We start from the raw sequence: 15620 nt of genomic DNA, 5'->3' as shown, positions 1-15620 counted from the left end.
TCATGAAATTCGGATTGCTGCTGCCCCACTTCGGTGAACAAGCCAGCCGTGAAAAGCTGCTGGAGGGTTCGAAGCTTGCAGAAAGCTATGGCTTTGACTCGGTATGGGTGCGCGACCACCTGGTTTTTGAACCGCACGGTGAAATGGAAAAACCCAACCGCACCTTCTATGACGCACTGACCACGCTGACGGCGATTGGTGCAGTGACCGAGAAGATTGAGCTCGGCACGGGTTCACTCATTCCATTCCGCCACCCGCTGGTAACGGCCCTCATGGCCGGCACCATGACGCAGCTGCTCGGCCCGCGCCTTATCCTCGGATTTGGTGCCGGAACCTTCGACCACGAGTTTGAAGCGATCGGTTGGGGCGACCTCGACCGAGTCGAAATGGTGCGCTCGAACGCAGAGATTCTGCGCCGCGTGTTCACAGAAAACGACGTCACCTATGACGACGGTATTTTCAGCTTCGAAGATGTCACAATCGAACCGAAGCCCATCGGTGGCGAGATTCCGTTCTGGTACTGCGGTGCTACGCCGCGCTCGGCACGCCTGGCCGCAGAGTTTTGCGATGGCTGGATGCCTGGCCGTACCGGGCTTGCAACGATGGAGAAGCGCATCAAGACGATGCGCGACATCACCGACGAAAACGGACGCCCGATGCCGACGGTCGCCGTTATTCCGCCGACCTCGATTGAAGAGACCCGCGAAGAAGCACTCAAGCACGTTAACGTGCCGGGTCTTCTCACCTGGGCTAACAAGGCCAAGTTTGCCGTCAAGCCGCCGTCGGGCAAGTTCGAGACAGTCGAAGACCTTGAGGGTCAGTTGATCGTGGGTAACCCCGATCAGGCTGTCGAAGAACTGAAGAAGTTCGAGGCACTGGGCGTAGAACACCTCGTGTTCGACTTCCGTTTCAAGTTCGACCGGTTCTTTGAGCAGATCGAACTTCTCGGTAAAGAAGTCTTGCCGAAGATGAAGTAATAACACGGTGGCGGGTCAGTGGTGTGGCTGACCCGCCACTTTTGTTTCCCCTGAAGGCCCCACGAAAGACGGAGACGAAGATGTCATTGGCAGAGCACCCCGCAACACCCGAAGAAGTGATTTCGGCGATCAACAATTACCACTGGCAACAGCTGCACGGCAGTGAGCTGCGTGAAGGGCGGGGAGAAGCCGCACCGATCATTAATCCCAGTACAAAAGACGTGCTTACGACCATTGCGTGGGCTACCCGCGACGACGTCACGGCGGTGGTCAATGAGGCTTCGGATGCTGCGGCAGCATGGGCCGCTCGTGGCCCTTACGCTCGCGCTGCCATTGTGCGTGAATTGGCCGACGCACTCGAGAAGCGTGCCGAGGATTTCGCTTGGCTTGACACGATCGACGCAGGTCTGCCCCTGTGGATGATGCGCATCGACATTGTCACTGGCATTGCCCGTATGCGGATGTTTGCCGATATGGCGCACGCCCTCACCGGCCAATCACTGCCTGGTAGTCCGCAGGGACTCCACGTAACGACACCCGAGCCCTTCGGTGTCGTTGCCCGTATCATTCCGTTTAATCACCCCTTCATGTTCGCTGCCTCTAAGATTGCAGCGCCTCTGGTTGCCGGTAACACGGTTGTGCTTAAGCCGAGCGAACTGACACCGCTTTCTGCCCTCCTGCTGGGAGAGGTAGCAGCAGAAGTACTGCCTTCGGGGGTGCTTTCGGTGGTTCATGGTGGCCCCGACGTGGGCGACCAGCTCGTGCGCGATAAGCGGGTGCATCGCATTGCCTTTACCGGGAGCCACGGCGTCGGCCGTAGCATTCAACAGGCGGGCGCCGAAGTGGGAGTCAAGAGTGTTTCGCTCGAACTCGGCGGAAAAAATGCCCTGATTGCCTATGACGATGCCGACATCGATGGACTGATTGCGTCGGCCGTCAAGGGAATGAACTTTGCCTTTGCTGGTCAATCCTGCGGCTCGACCTCGCGTCTGCTCGTGCAGCGGTCGATTTTCACCGAGGTGCGAGACCGCGTTGCTGAGGCAGTTGCGCGGGTGCGGCAGGGTCTGCCCTGGGAAGAGGGCGTGCAGATTGGCCCGATGATTTCCCAGCGTCAGCAAGAACGAGCCCTCGGTTTTATTGAGCGGGCGCGGGAGGCCGGCGCTGAGCTGCTCGTGGGGGGTTCGCATCCGACAGAGCTCTCTTCGGGATGGTATGTCGAGCCGACAGTACTGACCGGGATGACGCCGGATGCTGAGATCGCACAAGAAGAAGTGTTTGGCCCCGTGCTGAGCATCATGCCCTTTGACAGTGAAGAAGAAGCGATTACCATCGCGAACTCTGTCGACTATGGCCTCACGGGTAGCGTTTGGACGCAAGACATTGACCGTGCTTTTCGTACCGCCCGTGCGCTCGAGGCCGGTTATGTCTGGATCAACGACACCTCGACGCATTTTCCTGGAGTGCCTTTCGGCGGCGTGAAACTTTCGGGAATCGGGCGAGAGGAATCGCTCGAAGAGCTCCTGAGCTACACACAGACGCGCGCGATTAATGTGGTGCTGCGATGAATGCAGAACGTTACGGTTCAGACGCCATTGTCGATCTGCTCGACGATCTTGGAATCGACCTGATTCCCTTTGCCCCGGGAGCCACCTTCCGCGGCATTCATGACTCTCTTATTCATCGTCGCCCTCACGCGCCCGAAATCATTGAGTGTCTTCACGAAGAGATTTCTGTCGCGGTCGCCCACGGGTATGCGAAGGCCACGGGTAAAGCTGCCGCCGTTGCCATCCACGACATCGTGGGGCTCCAGCATGCGTCGATGGCCATCTATAACGCGTGGTGCGATCGGGTGCCCCTGCTTCTTCTCGGTGGCTCTGGCCCCGCCGATGCGGCAAAGCGTCGACCGTGGATTGACTGGATTCATACGGCAAACATTCAGGCCACCCAGGTGCGTGACTACACGAAATGGGATGACCAACCTGGCTCTCTTTCGGCTGCCGAAGAGTCGATCACTCGCGGAGTTCGGCTTGCTCAATCGGCGCCGCAGGGCCCGGTATACATCACGATCGACACAGAGATTCAAGAAGACGGCGTCGACACTTCTCGCCCCGCGTTCGATCCCTCGCTGTATTCTCAGGCGGCAGCCGTTGCGGCACCGGCCGATGCGATCACCGAGATGGTCGACCGAATGCTGGCTGCTGAGCGCCCGGTGATCGCCGTCGAATCTGTCGGCCGAAACCAGCAGGCTGTTGATGACCTCGTGGCGATCGCCGAACACCTGCGCATTCCGGTCATCGAAGTGCAGCGCGACTACAACCGCACCGAGCTGTGTTTTCCCACTCAGCACGAGCTCAACCTAACCGGTGTTCCCCTGCCCGAACAGCCCGACCTCGTGGTGGCGCTCGAAGTTCGTGACGTCGCGGTCATCCCAGGGGCCAACCGTGCATCCGTGGTGCAGGTAACGACAGCAGCGTTCGGGGTCAAGGCGTGGGCCGCTGACCTACAGCGGATTCAACCGACCGAGGTGCTCGTACACGCAGAAGTGTCGAGCGCTCTCGCGCAGCTGCGCCGCGAGATCATCACTCGGCAGCCATCGCAACGTGAGCCTTCGTCCTGGAGCCGTGCTCTCACGGATCTCGTGCAGTCTCATCGAGCGGAGTGGAGAGCGACAGCGCAGCGTGCATCCGCCGTGATCACCCCGGCGTTTCTCGCCGACCGGCTCGATCACGCCACGCGTGATCATGACCGCGTTTTAGCGAATGGATCACTGCACAACTGGGTGCACCGACTCTGGCACATCGATCGGAGCGACCGCTATCTCGGATCCTCCGGAGGCGCAGGACTCGGTTATGGTCTCGGTGCGTCTGTTGGCGTGGGGCTTGCGCACCGCGGAACGGGCCGGCTCGTGATCGATATCCAGTCTGATGGCGATGCCCTTATGTCGCCACAGGCGCTGTGGACCGCTGCCAAGCATCGAGTGCCACTGCTCGTTGTCATGGAGAACAACCGCCAGTGGGGTAACTCTTATGTGCACGCGCAGAAGATCGCCGAAGCGCGATCGCGAAGCGTGGAAAACATTGGTATCGGTACCGTCATTGACGACCCCCCTGTTGACTTTGCTGCGTTGGCGCGGTCGTTCGGTATTGCTACGACCTTCACCGTCTCAAACCCCGACGACCTCGATGCTGTGTTGACCGATGCTGTGGCTGCCACGCTTCGAGGAGAAACCGTTCTTGTTGATGTACTAACCGGCGAAGCGGGGGAGTGAGTGGCTATGGAACAGTCTCTTGTGATGCGTGATGTTCGCGGTGTGCGCACCGCTGTGTATGACACCGGGCCGCGTAGTTCTCGCAGCAGCAATGCGACGCTCGTTATGGTGCATGGCGGCGATGTGCGCTCGCTCTCCGATGCAGCAGACTGGTCTACAATCTGGCACCCAGACACGATCGGTGCTCGTCTCATCGCGTACGACAAGCCGGGCCAGGGGCGCAGCTATCAGCCTGGAATGAGCGGAAGCGCCGTGAGCCTATCGGCCTTGACCGCTCATCTCGAAGAGTTGGTGGCCGGGGTGGGGCATCCGGTGACTCTTATGGGTCATTCGCGCGGTGCTTTACCTGTCGCTGACGTTGCGCTGCGTTCACCACACCTGGTGAATGGGGTCGTGCTGGTGTCGAGCAATACTCTCGCGCCGCCTTCGCCGCTCACCCCGACCGATTTCTATCTACGCGCATATGCAGACCCTCCGCACGCTCTGACCGAGGAGTATGTGCGCCGCGAGCTCGTCATGAATTCTTATGACGCTTCGCACGTCGATAACGACATTCTGCGGGCGCGTCACGATGCCGCAATGGAAAGCGGGTGGTGGAACGATCGCGAACACCGGATGCTGCTGTACCCCAGCGTTGCTGATTCTCTGCAGCGTGGTCGTGAGCTTGTGCTGGAGAAACTCGTGTCGCAGGGGCTCAAGGTTCCTGTGCTGACGTTCTGGGGGCGCAATGATGTCTCGGCGCCACACCAGTTGGGTGAGAGCCTGATGACTCTTCTCACCGGCTCATCGAAAGACGTGACCGCGGTGCAGGTCAATCGCTCGGGGCACTACGTTTACCGTGAGCATCCGGAAGTATTTATGGCCCACACAGCTGCGTTTTTGGCTGGACTACGGCACTGAAGAAAACCCTTGACACTCACACAACCGTGTGAAAGTGTATCCAATATACAAAATCCAAAATCCCGTCGGTAGTCAATGGTGACGCCACGCATTGATTTCCCGGCCCAATCGAAGGAATTCCCGATGGAAAACGTTCGCCGCCGTGAGACACCCGTGCCTAGCGGAGGCGCGGGGATCAACCTCGACGACATTCGCTACACCTTTCCCGGCCAAGAAGATCCCGTCATTGACGGCCTAACACTGCAGATCGAGCCCGGCGAGTTTATCGCTGTGATCGGTCCTTCCGGATGCGGAAAGACAACCCTACTCCGATTGATCCACGGTCTGCTGCCGCCCGACGCCGGCATCGTCTCGATGGATGGGTCGCAAATTACTCGTCCCTCGCGTCGTCGCGGATTCGTCTTTCAAAGCGACTGTCTGCTGCCATGGCGACGCATCATCGACAACGTCGCATTCCCCTTGCAGTTGGCCAAGGAACCCAAAGACGCCGCGCGTGCCCGGGCGCAAGAAATGCTCGACCGCATCGGCCTGGGGCACACCGCAAACAAGTTTCCCTCGCAGCTTTCTGGCGGCATGCGCCAGCGAGTGAACATTGCCCGCGCACTCGCAGTCAGCCCCGATGTTCTTCTCATGGACGAACCCTTTGCAGCCCTCGACGCTCAAACACGCGAGGTGCTGCAAACAGAACTACTGCGAATATGGGCGCAAGAAAAAAAGACGGTCGTTTTTGTTACGCATCAGCTTGATGAAGCCGTCTATCTCGCTGACCGCGTTGTCGTGCTGTTGCCGCACCCAGGTCGCGTCGGCGAAGTGGTACCTATCAACCTGCCACGACCGCGCGAACTCGACATTAAGCGCACGGCTGAGTTCACCGAAATTGTTGAACACCTATGGGGTCTCATCAAGACCGATGTTCTTGCTGAGGCCGTCGTTTAGTCGTCCCCCACCCAGCGCTCTCAGGGCCACCACAAAGGAGTGAATGAAGTGAAGACCACCAAGAGGTTTCGCACCGCGGGTATATCCGTGCTTGCGGCCGCCGCTCTGCTATTGACAGGGTGCGGTGCCTCCGACACGCCAGGTACTACTGCTCCGGAAGGAGATGACTCTGGTCTTGAGCAGACATCGTTGACCTTCTCGTACTCTGCCTCAGTTCAGCAGTTAGAGAAGGTGCCGATTCACATGGCACTCGACAATCTTGCTGATGTTGGCATTACTTCGATGGAGGAAACCTTCCATCAGGGCGGCGAAGACTCTGTGCAGGCAGTAGCCCGCGGTGAATCAGACTTCGGTGTTGCGAACGCCCCGACGGTGTTTGCAGCTATTAAGAAGGGGGCACCGATTCAGGCTATTGCCACGGCATATATGCCCGCCTACCTTGTTGTTGCGCCGAGCGAAGTAGAAGACGTCTGTGGCCTTGACGGCAAACGTGTCGGTATCCACGCGCAGATTTCGGCTACCACTCTGTACACCAATATGGCACTGCAGCAATGCCCGACCGCGGATCCCGAAATCATGATTGTGCCCGGGTCAGCCGCGCGCGTGCAGGCAATGATGGCCGGACAACTTGATGCTTCTGCTGTTCAGTTCTCGGACTGGTTGGCAATGCAAGAACAAGCGCCGGGCAAGTTCAATGTCATTTTTGATGTCGCTCAGGCTGATCTGGGAATCATCGATTCAGTGATCTTCACCAGCACAGCCACCATGGAGCAGAAGCCGAATTTTGTTCGCGCTTTTATCGGCACTCTGCAAGACACTTACGCATCGGTTTATGACAACGAGTCGGAACTCGCCAAGGTAATCGAAGAGATCGTTCCTGACACAACAGCCGAGGCGGCTGCTGAACTGGCAAAGGTGTCTTTAGAAGACAAACTCTGGCCGGCAGATGGAGCCTTCGATAAGACCACTCTTGAAACGACACTGAAGGCGCTTGAAGATTCTGGGTTGCTCACTGACGAGACCCTCCCCACAATCGATGAGTGCTGCACTTCGGAGTTCTTGAAGTAACCGTGAATAGTCTCGATTTGCAGTCCGCACCGACGCGCGCCACGGGAATTTCTCGTGGCGCGCGCCGCAAACCCCTGAAGCTCCGACGAGCCACAGCTATCGGTGCCCCACGACCGGCCCACCAACCCACGGTGTGGGCCATCCGCATCGGTCATTTGATCATGCTGGTCGGGGCGTGGCAGTGGTACGGCACGGTATCGGGAGGAATTTTTGTTCCTTCTGTGACAGATACCTTTGCGGAGTTTCCCAAACTTATCGCAACCGGCCAACTGACTGATGCACTTATTCAGAGCAACATTGCGCTACTGATTGGATATCCACTCTCGGTGATTTTTGGCCTCGCTTTGGGGTTCATTATCGGCCGTAACCGCGTTGCTGACCGTGCGCTGTCGTACTGGCTCGATATCGCAATGGTGATCCCCATGGTCGCGGTCATCCCCGTGGTCATTGTGGCGCTTGGCCTGTCACTGAGCGCTCGCGTTGCCGTTGTGGTGCTGTTTACCCTCCCGGTGATTGCACTCAACGCACGTGCTGCGGTGCGGGTCATTCAACCCGACCTCGTTGAGATGGCGGCATCATTCGGCGCGAGCCGACGTCAAACCTGGATGGAAGTGATTCTGCCCTCGGCGATACCCGTCATCTTTACCGGTCTCAGCATCGGTATTGGCCGCGCAATTTCGGGCATGATCATTGTCGAACTGGTGTTGATACCGGCCGGGCTCGGTGGCCTGCTACTCGACTTCAAATCCACGTTCTCAGCCGCCGCGCTCTATGCCGTCACGCTGGTTGTTGCTGCCGAGGGAATCATTCTGACAAGCCTTGGCCGCATGGTGGAGAAGCGCATTCAGCGCCGGATGCAGGGAGGAGTGACCAATGAAGCAAGCTAGTCGTCTCATCGCTCAGCGCGCAGATGTGGCCAGCGCCCTCGTCGTACTCATCGCGTGGATCGTTATCTCAGAGGTATGGCAGCCTATGTGGCTGCCCCGGCTCACCGACATCGGTGGTGAACTGTGGAAGCTGATCACCAGCGGCTCTTTGAGCTTCTTGTCGACCACTGGGTTCACGCTAGTTATGGGCCTCCTCGTCACCTTCGTTATCGGCGGCATAATTGCAGCGCTGATGGCCTCGAGCGCAACCATCGAAGAGGGCTTGCTCCCCTTTGTGAACGGGTTTCTATCAACACCGCACATTGCGTTGATTCCGATGTTCACGTTTATCTGGGGCAACAGCGAGCTAACCCGCATTGTCACAACGGTGTCGTTTGCCATCTCGCCAGTGATCTTGACATGGTCGGCCGCTCTGAAAGAGACCCATCCGCACCTAATGGAAATGGCGTCGTCGTTTGGAGCCAACTCTGTAGGCCGTACGCGCTTTGTGCGACTGCCCGGTGCGGTATCGCCACTCATTGCCGGTGTACGCATCGGTGTCATGCAGGGCATCAAGGGCGTCGTCAGCGCCGAAGTCATCATCGGTGTGGTGGGCATCGGCAAGCTGATTACGACCGCCTCGCACACCTTCAACATGCCGCTGCTGTTCGCTGTGGTGATCTTGATCATTGTGATTTCGGTTGTTGTGTATGCCATCTTGACTCGTATTGAGTCGGCGGTTACGCGGTGGAACGCGTAGAGGGCATGGCCTAATAGCAAACCCGGGTGCATGGACGTGGCATCCGGGTTTGTTGTTTCTATTCCTAAATTGGCTTCTGGATCCTGTATCCGAAAGCTGCTAAGGTAGCGATACCGCAACCCAATAACCCCATACCCGATCAACGAAGACCGTGGAAAGAGCGTATCGATGGCCGTTGCCTCTGTTCATAATGAGCTCCGCTCAGAACAACCCATGATCGAAGTATCAAACCTTACAGTGCGATACAACATCTCCCGCACAGGTCAGACCCTGACCGCGGTAGAAGACGTCAACCTCACTGTTAATGCAGGCGAGTTCGTCACCGTACTTGGGCCTTCCGGATGCGGCAAGACAACCGTGATGAACGTTATCGCAGGTCTTGTCGAACCCACCGAGGGCACCGTGCTCGTGGGCGGTGAACCCGTGAAAGGGCCGAGCCCTGACCGTGCAGTTGTCTTTCAAGACTATGCGCTGCTGCCGTGGCGCACCGTCGCCGACAACGTGCGTTTCGGCGTTGAAATGCAAAAGCAGTATCGCGGCATCGACATGACGGAGAAGATCAACGATGCCATCGAAATGGTTGGCTTGAAGGGCTTCGAAAAGTCATACCCCCGCGAGCTGTCCGGTGGCATGCAGCAGCGAGTAGGGCTCGCGCGCGCCCTCGTTGGCGACCCCCGGGTGCTGCTCATGGACGAACCGCTCGGCGCAGTCGACGCACTCACGCGAGAAGTGATGCGGGCTGAGCTAGAAAAGATTATCCAGGGCACGGGCAAGACCGTCATCTTCATCACCCACTCGATCGAAGAAGCCATTCTGCTGGGCGACCGCGTTGTCGTCTTTAAGAGCCACCCGGGATCCGTGCTCGAAATTCATGAGACAAACATGGAGCGCCCACGCAGCGAACGCGGCGCACAGGGCGACCCCCGTTACCTCGAATTACGTGACCACTTGTGGACTGCCCTGGAGCGCGAAGCAACCGCGGCAGTACGGGAGCGAGCATGAGCAGCGCGACCGTTACTATCGCGACACGAAAGGCGGCGCCGCGAAAAAAGCCGTGGGCATTCCTACGGCGGCGCAGCATGTGGTTCGCACTCATCGACCTTGCAGTGATCGTTGCGATCTGGCACTTGGTGGTCGTGACGTTCGAGATGGTCAACCGGGTCTTTCTCCCCGCTCCGCTCGACGTTCTGCTGGGTTTTGGTCAACTCGCTGACGCCGGCCTGCTGTGGTCAAACATGGGCTTCAGCGCGATCACCTGGCTCATTGGCTTTGCGCTCGGCGCATTCGCTGGAATCGCCATTGGTCTCATCGTCGGCAGCATTCACGTGGCCTACAAACTTGTCATGCCCATCATGTGGGCGGCATGGGCGACACCACTTGTTGCAATCCAGCCGATTATTGGCGTGTGGTTCGGATTCGGAATGACACCCAACGTCGTACTCGTCTTCCTATCAACCGCGATTCCGATCTCACTCAACACCGTTGCCGGTGTGAGCGGAGTCAGCCCGTCGATCTTGCGCGCAGCCGAAGTGTACGGTGCCACCCCACTGCAGAGCTATCTCAAAGTGCGACTGCCGTGGACATTCCCCTACATTGTCGGAGGCATCCGGCTTGCTATTCCTACCAGCCTCATTGGCCTACTGATCGGTGAAATGGTGTCGAGCCCCATGGGCATGGGATCGCTGATTGTCACCTCGCTTGCGCGGTTCCGCACCAACCAGGCGTTCTCAGCAATCATCTTCTTCATCGTCGTTTCGGTCGTGCTGGTGTCGCTCAGCGACTACCTCGAACGCAAAGTCGGCGCATGGCGAGAGGCAGGAACACGATGACCGCCAGCAACCCCGTTATCACTGCAGCATCCGGCAACCACCGCCTGCGTGGCCTGTGGGAGGCAGGGCGATGGAATCTTGCCATCGCTGTAGAAATTATTGTCATTCTTCTGGTGTGGCAGTATCTGCAGACCGTTGTTGAACTGTGGAACCCGGTTTTCTTTCCGCCACCCAGCGAAATCTGGACAGCCATGGTCGGCATGTCAGAATCGGGTGTTCTCTGGGGCAGCTTTCTCTATAGTTCCGGCAACGCTGTCATCGGCTTCCTGATCGCCGCGGTCGTCGGCGTGTTTACAGGGCTGCTGCTGGGCTCATCGAAGCTGTTTTACGACATTGCCGGTGGCCCGTTCTGGACGCTATACGCCACCCCTCGTATTGCCTTTCAGCCACTCCTGGTGCTCTGGATGGGCTTTGGTAACGGGCCGAAAATTCTCATCATCTTTCTCATGGCCTACTTTCCGATCGCCATCAGCACCATGGACGGCATCCGGGGTGTCGACCCCTCCGTAGTCAAAGCTGCACGGGTTTACGGTGCCTCACGCGCCGAGATCTTCTTCAAAGTTCAGCTGTGGGCAGCACTGCCACTCATCCTGACGGGACTCCGCATGGGTGTCGCACGCGCCATGATCGGAATCGTCGTCGGTGAGTTCATCGGCGGATCAGAAGGACTCGGCCACCTCATTCGAAAGAAAGCCGGAGAACTACAGCTCGACGCCGCCATCGGCATCACGATACTGCTCGTGATTATCGCCATCGTCGGAATGGGCATCCTCAACCTCGTCAAGAAAATCGTCGCGCCCTGGTATATCGAGGGCGTGGTCAAGAGGTGACCCTCACCAAGAAGCACACAGAAAAGCACACGAAGGAAGAAGGAATCATGCGCAAGAGCATCATTGTTGCTGCTCTCGTCGGCGCGCTCGCACTGAGCGGCTGCAGCAGCACGACCAGCCCGGGCACAGATGACGCGCCCGACCCCTCAGGGATGACTGCCGAAACACCCATCGGCGAGCCCGAAAAGACAGAGCTCACCATCGCACTGTCGGCCCCTAACCTCGACAGCCAAGCACCCGTCTGGATCGCAATCGACCAGGGCTACTACGAAGAAGAAGGTCTCACGATCAACATCATCGACGCCGACAATATTCGAGAGGGCCTCATCGGTGGCTCGCTCGACGTTGCCGTCGAAGACTCGATGGGTATCGTTGACGCAGCGGTAGCAGGAACCGGTTTGAAAATCGTGGCCGGATACCGCGCCCGCCAGCCGTACATCATCGCGGCGGCCGCCGATGTGACCAAACCCGAAGACCTCTCGGGCAAGCAGATCATTTTGGGCGACGCACCCGGTGTGCCCATTAACGATGTGCGGATGAATCTCATGGCCGATGAAGGCTTTGATATTCGCGGTGTTGACTGGAAAGACGTTTACCCTCCCGGTTTCTCGAACGCATGGGTAGAAAACTTCCTCGCCGGTCAGGTTCTGCTGACACCCGTGTTCCCGCGTCACATCCCACTCATCGAAGACGCCGGCGCGCACTTTGTTATCAACACGATGATGGAGTGGCCCAACGACGTGCTGGCAGCCTCCGACTCGTGGGTAGAAAAGAACCCAAACACCCTGGCACGGTTTATTCGCGCCACTACCAAGGGCATGGCGTTCTACAAAGACCTGTCAAACCAGGAATACGTACAGTCGATGATGGAGGCCAATGACTTCGTGGTCACCGACACCGAGCGGATGCCAGAAATCTACGCTTACGGGCCCGAACTGTACAACGAAAATATGCTCATGAACGAAGACCACTACAAAGACGCAATGGAAGCGTTTGGTATGGATATTCCAGAGTGGAGTGTGTACACCAACACCGTTCACCTTGAACGGGCAATGGCCTCACTCGAATAACAAACCCGGTGGGGTGGCAGCGCTGCCACCTCACCCCAAGAAAGCAGGACCAAATGCGCGCGGCAGTGTTGCACGGGCATGATCTCAGGCAACTGAGCATCGATGAGGTGCCCGAACCCGAACCCGGCCCCGGAGAAGTAGCTATTGCTGTTGAAGCAGTAGGTGTGAACCAGCTTGACCTCAACGTCATAGCCGGGGTGGGCCCCGGAGCACGTGCAGCACTGCCACGCATACTGGGCATCGACCCGGCGGGAACCATCACCGCCGTCGGTGAAGGAGTGGATGCCACGCGCCGAGGGGAGCGCGTGGTGGTAAAACCCAATATTCCGTGCGGGCACTGCCGCTTTTGCCTCAACGACCTGCAAGAAGACTGCAGCGACCAGAAGGTTGTTGGGGTGCACCGCGATGGTGGTGCCGCAGAAATTGTGGTGGTGCCCGCCGCCAGTGCTTTTGCCACGCATGATCTGCCTGCAGCGCAAGCCGTATCGGTTGTGCACAGTGCCGCCATTGTGCTGAACGCCGCGGAAGCCGCCGGGCTCACCGGCAATGATCGTGTGCTCGTGATGGGTGCGGGTGGCACCCTCGGGCGAGCCGCAACAGTTATCGCACTACATAGGGGAGCACAGGTTGTTGCCGCTTCACGGCGCCCCGTCATTCCCGTCGGCGATGAGCAGATTATTACCGCGCCCGACACCGCTGCACTCGAAGCAGAACTGTCGCGCCTCGGCGAAGACTTCGACGTACTGCTCGACGTAACGGGCAACGCGCCAACTCTTGGTGTCGGTATCGCAGCCCTCGGCTGGGGTGGGCGAGCAGCGTTCTGTTCGGCCTCGGTCAACCCCGAACTGCGCATCGACACCCGCGACTTCTACCTGCGCCGCAAGAGCCTACGTGGCGTGGCCAGCGCCGGCTACCGCCATGTGCGCGAAGCACTGGCTCTTGCCTCTGCCGGTGTCATTCCCGACCTGGTCGGACCCCGTTACCCCCTCGACGACATCGTGAACGCCTTCGCCGCATTCCCGATGAAAAAGGGCGGAAAGGTGGTCGTTGACATTGTCTGATGAGAAAGAGAGCATCGTGACCGAACAGCAAGCAACGGGGCCGCTCAGCGGCATCCGGATCATTGAACTCGGACAGTACATTTCTGGCCCCTACGCGGCCAAACTGCTTGCTGACCTGGGCGCCGACGTTATTAAAGTTGAGTCTCCCGACGGCGATCCGATGCGGCGTTGGGAAGGCCGAGCGCGTATGAGCCCGCAGTTTGCCGCATACAACCGGGGCAAACAGTCGGTAACGCTCGACCTCAAAAACGAACACGACCGCGAACAGCTCCTGCGCCTGGTCGACACGGCCGACGTGGTGATCGACAACTTTCGCCCCGGCGTTATGCAGAGGCTAGGAATAGGGCCGGATGCCTTACAGCAGCGTAACCCTCAGGTTATTTCATGTTCGATTACCGGTTTCGGCCCGACCGGCCCGTACTCGAAGCGCCCTGCATATGACACCGTCATCTCGGCCGTCGGAGGAATGTACAGCCAGGTAGTGCCCGCCTCAACCGTGCGCCCCATGGGCCCAGCGTTCTCTGACCTGCTGTCGGGAATGTCGGCAACACAGGCCATTTTGGCGGCACTGCATGCGCGTCACGCACGCGGCCGCGGTGAACACATCGAAGTGTCGATGGTGGGTGCGCTCGTCGACTTCTTGACCGAGTCGGCATCGACTTTCCTTGAGACTGGGCAGGTGTCGGGTCCTGACTCGCGCCCCCGCCGCGCACAGGCCTACGCGTGCACTGGCTCCGACGGAAAAGCGTTTGTGATTCACATGTCGGTGCCCGAAAAGTTTTGGACAGGGCTGCTCGACGTGCTCGAACGCCCCGACCTGGCCGACGACCCACGCTTTGCCACCCGCGAAGGTCGTGTCAACAACTATGACGAACTCGACGTAGTGCTCAAAGAAATCACCGCGCAGCAGCCCCGCGACCACTGGCTGCAGCGGCTGGCCGACCACGATATTCCGCACGGCCCACTCAATACCGTGGCCGACCTTTTCGACGACCCGCAGATCGAAAGCATGCAGCTGGTCGAAAACATTAGCGGCCCCGACGGCGATGTGCCTGTGCCGGTGCCCAGCACGCGATTTCACAGCAGCGGCCGACCCACGCTGAAATATGCACCCGATCTCGGCGAACACACCGACGCGCTCACCGCTGCCGCCACACCCGCCGTGCAGAACGAAGGAGAAGCACGATGACCAGCATCGACGACCTCGTAGCCATCGACGTCCACACTCACCCGCAGACAGAAGAGTTCATTGCGGCCATGGGCAAGCGTCACAAGCAGATGGCCCAGCACTTCGGTCGTGAACGGCCGATCGTGTCATTCGCCGAACAGGCAGACCAGTATCGCGACCGCAAAATGATGGCCGTGATCGTCAACTCCGACTCCGAGACAACATCCGGTATTAAAGGAGCGCCCAACGACCTGCTCGGTAAAGCGCAGGCGGAGCATCCGGATGTCTTTCTTGCTTTCGCGGGAATTGACCCGTGGAAGGGCGAAGCAGCTGTCGCCGAAATTCGCCGGATGCATGACGAATACGGCATCAAAGGCATCGGTGAACTCAACCCCGCCCGCCAAAAGTTTTTGCCCAACGACCGACACTTTTACCCCATCTGGGAAACCTGCGCCGAACTAGGGCTCGTGGTGATGTTCCACAGCGGATTCCCCGGCGCTGGAGCAGGCACCCCCGGTGGTGGCGGCTACCGACTCGAAAATGCCAAACCGATTCCCTATATCGACGACATGGCCGCCGATTTTCCTGAACTCAACATTATTAGCGCCCACCCAGCCTGGCCCTGGCACCTCGACAACCTTGCAATGGTGTGGCACAAATCCAACGTCTTTCTCGACCTCTCCGGCTGGGCACCCAAATACCTACCGCCCGAGGTCGTGCACTATGCCAACTCGGTCATCACCGACCGGGTACTGTTCGGCTCCGACTGGCCAGTGATGACGGTTGACCGCTGGATGAAAGAGTTTGACGAACTCGGGTTCAAAGAGGAATCCCGCCGCAAAATTCTCCTCGACAACGCCCGCAGGCTCTTTAACCTGTGATGCTGA

General features: G+C 58.7%; 15 protein-coding genes. All 15 read left to right on the top strand.

Annotated features, from left to right (window positions below):
• Nucleotides 1-2 precede the first annotated feature (2 nt).
• Complete coding sequence (locus ACQUSW_RS07965; protein ID WP_428931757.1) at nt 3-977, top strand: LLM class flavin-dependent oxidoreductase; 975 nt, start codon at nt 3-5, stop codon at nt 975-977.
• Between the two features lie 80 nt (nt 978-1057).
• A complete protein-coding gene (locus ACQUSW_RS07960; RefSeq protein ID WP_428931756.1) occupies nt 1058-2542 on the top strand; it encodes an aldehyde dehydrogenase family protein in 1485 nt (494 codons plus the stop codon).
• A complete protein-coding gene (locus tag ACQUSW_RS07955) occupies nt 2539-4245 on the top strand; it encodes a thiamine pyrophosphate-binding protein (protein ID WP_428931755.1) in 1707 nt (568 codons plus the stop codon). The genes ACQUSW_RS07960 and ACQUSW_RS07955 overlap by 4 nt, the downstream gene beginning before the upstream one ends.
• Nucleotides 4246-4251: 6 nt before the next feature.
• Complete coding sequence (locus ACQUSW_RS07950; RefSeq protein WP_428931754.1) at nt 4252-5145, top strand: alpha/beta fold hydrolase; 894 nt, start codon at nt 4252-4254, stop codon at nt 5143-5145.
• A 123-nt stretch (nt 5146-5268) separates the two neighbouring features.
• Nucleotides 5269-6081 carry an ABC transporter ATP-binding protein gene (locus tag ACQUSW_RS07945; RefSeq protein WP_428931753.1) on the top strand — a complete coding sequence of 271 codons (813 nt, stop codon included), beginning with the start codon at nt 5269-5271 and terminating at the stop codon, nt 6079-6081.
• 48 nt (nt 6082-6129) lie between these two features.
• Complete coding sequence (locus tag ACQUSW_RS07940; RefSeq protein WP_428931752.1) at nt 6130-7149, top strand: ABC transporter substrate-binding protein; 1020 nt, start codon at nt 6130-6132, stop codon at nt 7147-7149.
• A 2-nt stretch (nt 7150-7151) separates the two neighbouring features.
• The gene (locus ACQUSW_RS07935; RefSeq protein WP_428931751.1) at nt 7152-8036 is read left to right on the top strand and encodes an ABC transporter permease; all 885 of its coding nucleotides are present in this window, start codon (nt 7152-7154) and stop codon (nt 8034-8036) included.
• Entirely contained in the window at nt 8023-8775 is a 753-nt protein-coding gene (locus ACQUSW_RS07930; protein ID WP_428931750.1) for an ABC transporter permease, read from the top strand. Before ACQUSW_RS07935 ends, ACQUSW_RS07930 begins: the two co-directional genes overlap by 14 nt.
• A gap of 168 nt (nt 8776-8943) precedes the next feature.
• Entirely contained in the window at nt 8944-9777 is an 834-nt protein-coding gene (locus ACQUSW_RS07925) for an ABC transporter ATP-binding protein (protein ID WP_428931749.1), read from the top strand.
• A complete protein-coding gene (locus ACQUSW_RS07920; RefSeq protein ID WP_428931748.1) occupies nt 9774-10604 on the top strand; it encodes an ABC transporter permease in 831 nt (276 codons plus the stop codon). The genes ACQUSW_RS07925 and ACQUSW_RS07920 overlap by 4 nt, the downstream gene beginning before the upstream one ends.
• The gene (locus ACQUSW_RS07915) at nt 10601-11434 is read left to right on the top strand and encodes an ABC transporter permease (protein ID WP_428931747.1); all 834 of its coding nucleotides are present in this window, start codon (nt 10601-10603) and stop codon (nt 11432-11434) included. The genes ACQUSW_RS07920 and ACQUSW_RS07915 overlap by 4 nt, the downstream gene beginning before the upstream one ends.
• A 47-nt stretch (nt 11435-11481) precedes the next feature.
• Nucleotides 11482-12504, top strand: a complete 1023-nt coding sequence (locus ACQUSW_RS07910) for an ABC transporter substrate-binding protein (protein ID WP_428931746.1) — start codon at nt 11482-11484, stop codon at nt 12502-12504.
• A gap of 53 nt (nt 12505-12557) precedes the next feature.
• Nucleotides 12558-13565 carry an alcohol dehydrogenase catalytic domain-containing protein gene (locus ACQUSW_RS07905; protein WP_428931745.1) on the top strand — a complete coding sequence of 336 codons (1008 nt, stop codon included), beginning with the start codon at nt 12558-12560 and terminating at the stop codon, nt 13563-13565.
• Nucleotides 13552-14754 carry a CaiB/BaiF CoA transferase family protein gene (locus ACQUSW_RS07900; protein WP_428931744.1) on the top strand — a complete coding sequence of 401 codons (1203 nt, stop codon included), beginning with the start codon at nt 13552-13554 and terminating at the stop codon, nt 14752-14754. The genes ACQUSW_RS07905 and ACQUSW_RS07900 overlap by 14 nt, the downstream gene beginning before the upstream one ends.
• Nucleotides 14751-15614, top strand: a complete 864-nt coding sequence (locus ACQUSW_RS07895; protein WP_428931743.1) for an amidohydrolase family protein — start codon at nt 14751-14753, stop codon at nt 15612-15614. The genes ACQUSW_RS07900 and ACQUSW_RS07895 overlap by 4 nt, the downstream gene beginning before the upstream one ends.
• The last annotated feature ends 6 nt before the right edge of the window (nt 15615-15620 follow it).

Source organism: Microbacterium luticellae (genome assembly GCF_050408645.1).
In the GTDB taxonomy this organism is placed as follows: domain Bacteria; phylum Actinomycetota; class Actinomycetes; order Actinomycetales; family Microbacteriaceae; genus Microbacterium.
The sequence above is the reverse complement of the archived record's forward strand: the minus strand, read 5'-3'. Positions and strand labels throughout refer to the sequence as shown.

What these genes read in the sequence shown, in the direction of transcription:
- ACQUSW_RS07960 (WP_428931756.1), top strand. Translation starts at nt 1,058, where the DNA reads ATGTCATTGGCAGAGCACCCCGCAACACCCGAAGAAGTGATTTCGGCG.
- ACQUSW_RS07965 (WP_428931757.1), top strand. Translation starts at nt 3, where the DNA reads ATGAAATTCGGATTGCTGCTGCCCCACTTCGGTGAACAAGCCAGCCGT.
- ACQUSW_RS07895 (WP_428931743.1), top strand. Translation starts at nt 14,751, where the DNA reads ATGACCAGCATCGACGACCTCGTAGCCATCGACGTCCACACTCACCCG.
- ACQUSW_RS07905 (WP_428931745.1), top strand. Translation starts at nt 12,558, where the DNA reads ATGCGCGCGGCAGTGTTGCACGGGCATGATCTCAGGCAACTGAGCATC.
- ACQUSW_RS07945 (WP_428931753.1), top strand. Translation starts at nt 5,269, where the DNA reads ATGGAAAACGTTCGCCGCCGTGAGACACCCGTGCCTAGCGGAGGCGCG.
- ACQUSW_RS07950 (WP_428931754.1), top strand. Translation starts at nt 4,252, where the DNA reads ATGGAACAGTCTCTTGTGATGCGTGATGTTCGCGGTGTGCGCACCGCT.
- ACQUSW_RS07925 (WP_428931749.1), top strand. Translation starts at nt 8,944, where the DNA reads ATGGCCGTTGCCTCTGTTCATAATGAGCTCCGCTCAGAACAACCCATG.
- ACQUSW_RS07915 (WP_428931747.1), top strand. Translation starts at nt 10,601, where the DNA reads ATGACCGCCAGCAACCCCGTTATCACTGCAGCATCCGGCAACCACCGC.
- ACQUSW_RS07955 (WP_428931755.1), top strand. Translation starts at nt 2,539, where the DNA reads ATGAATGCAGAACGTTACGGTTCAGACGCCATTGTCGATCTGCTCGAC.
- ACQUSW_RS07930 (WP_428931750.1), top strand. Translation starts at nt 8,023, where the DNA reads ATGAAGCAAGCTAGTCGTCTCATCGCTCAGCGCGCAGATGTGGCCAGC.
- ACQUSW_RS07920 (WP_428931748.1), top strand. Translation starts at nt 9,774, where the DNA reads ATGAGCAGCGCGACCGTTACTATCGCGACACGAAAGGCGGCGCCGCGA.
- ACQUSW_RS07910 (WP_428931746.1), top strand. Translation starts at nt 11,482, where the DNA reads ATGCGCAAGAGCATCATTGTTGCTGCTCTCGTCGGCGCGCTCGCACTG.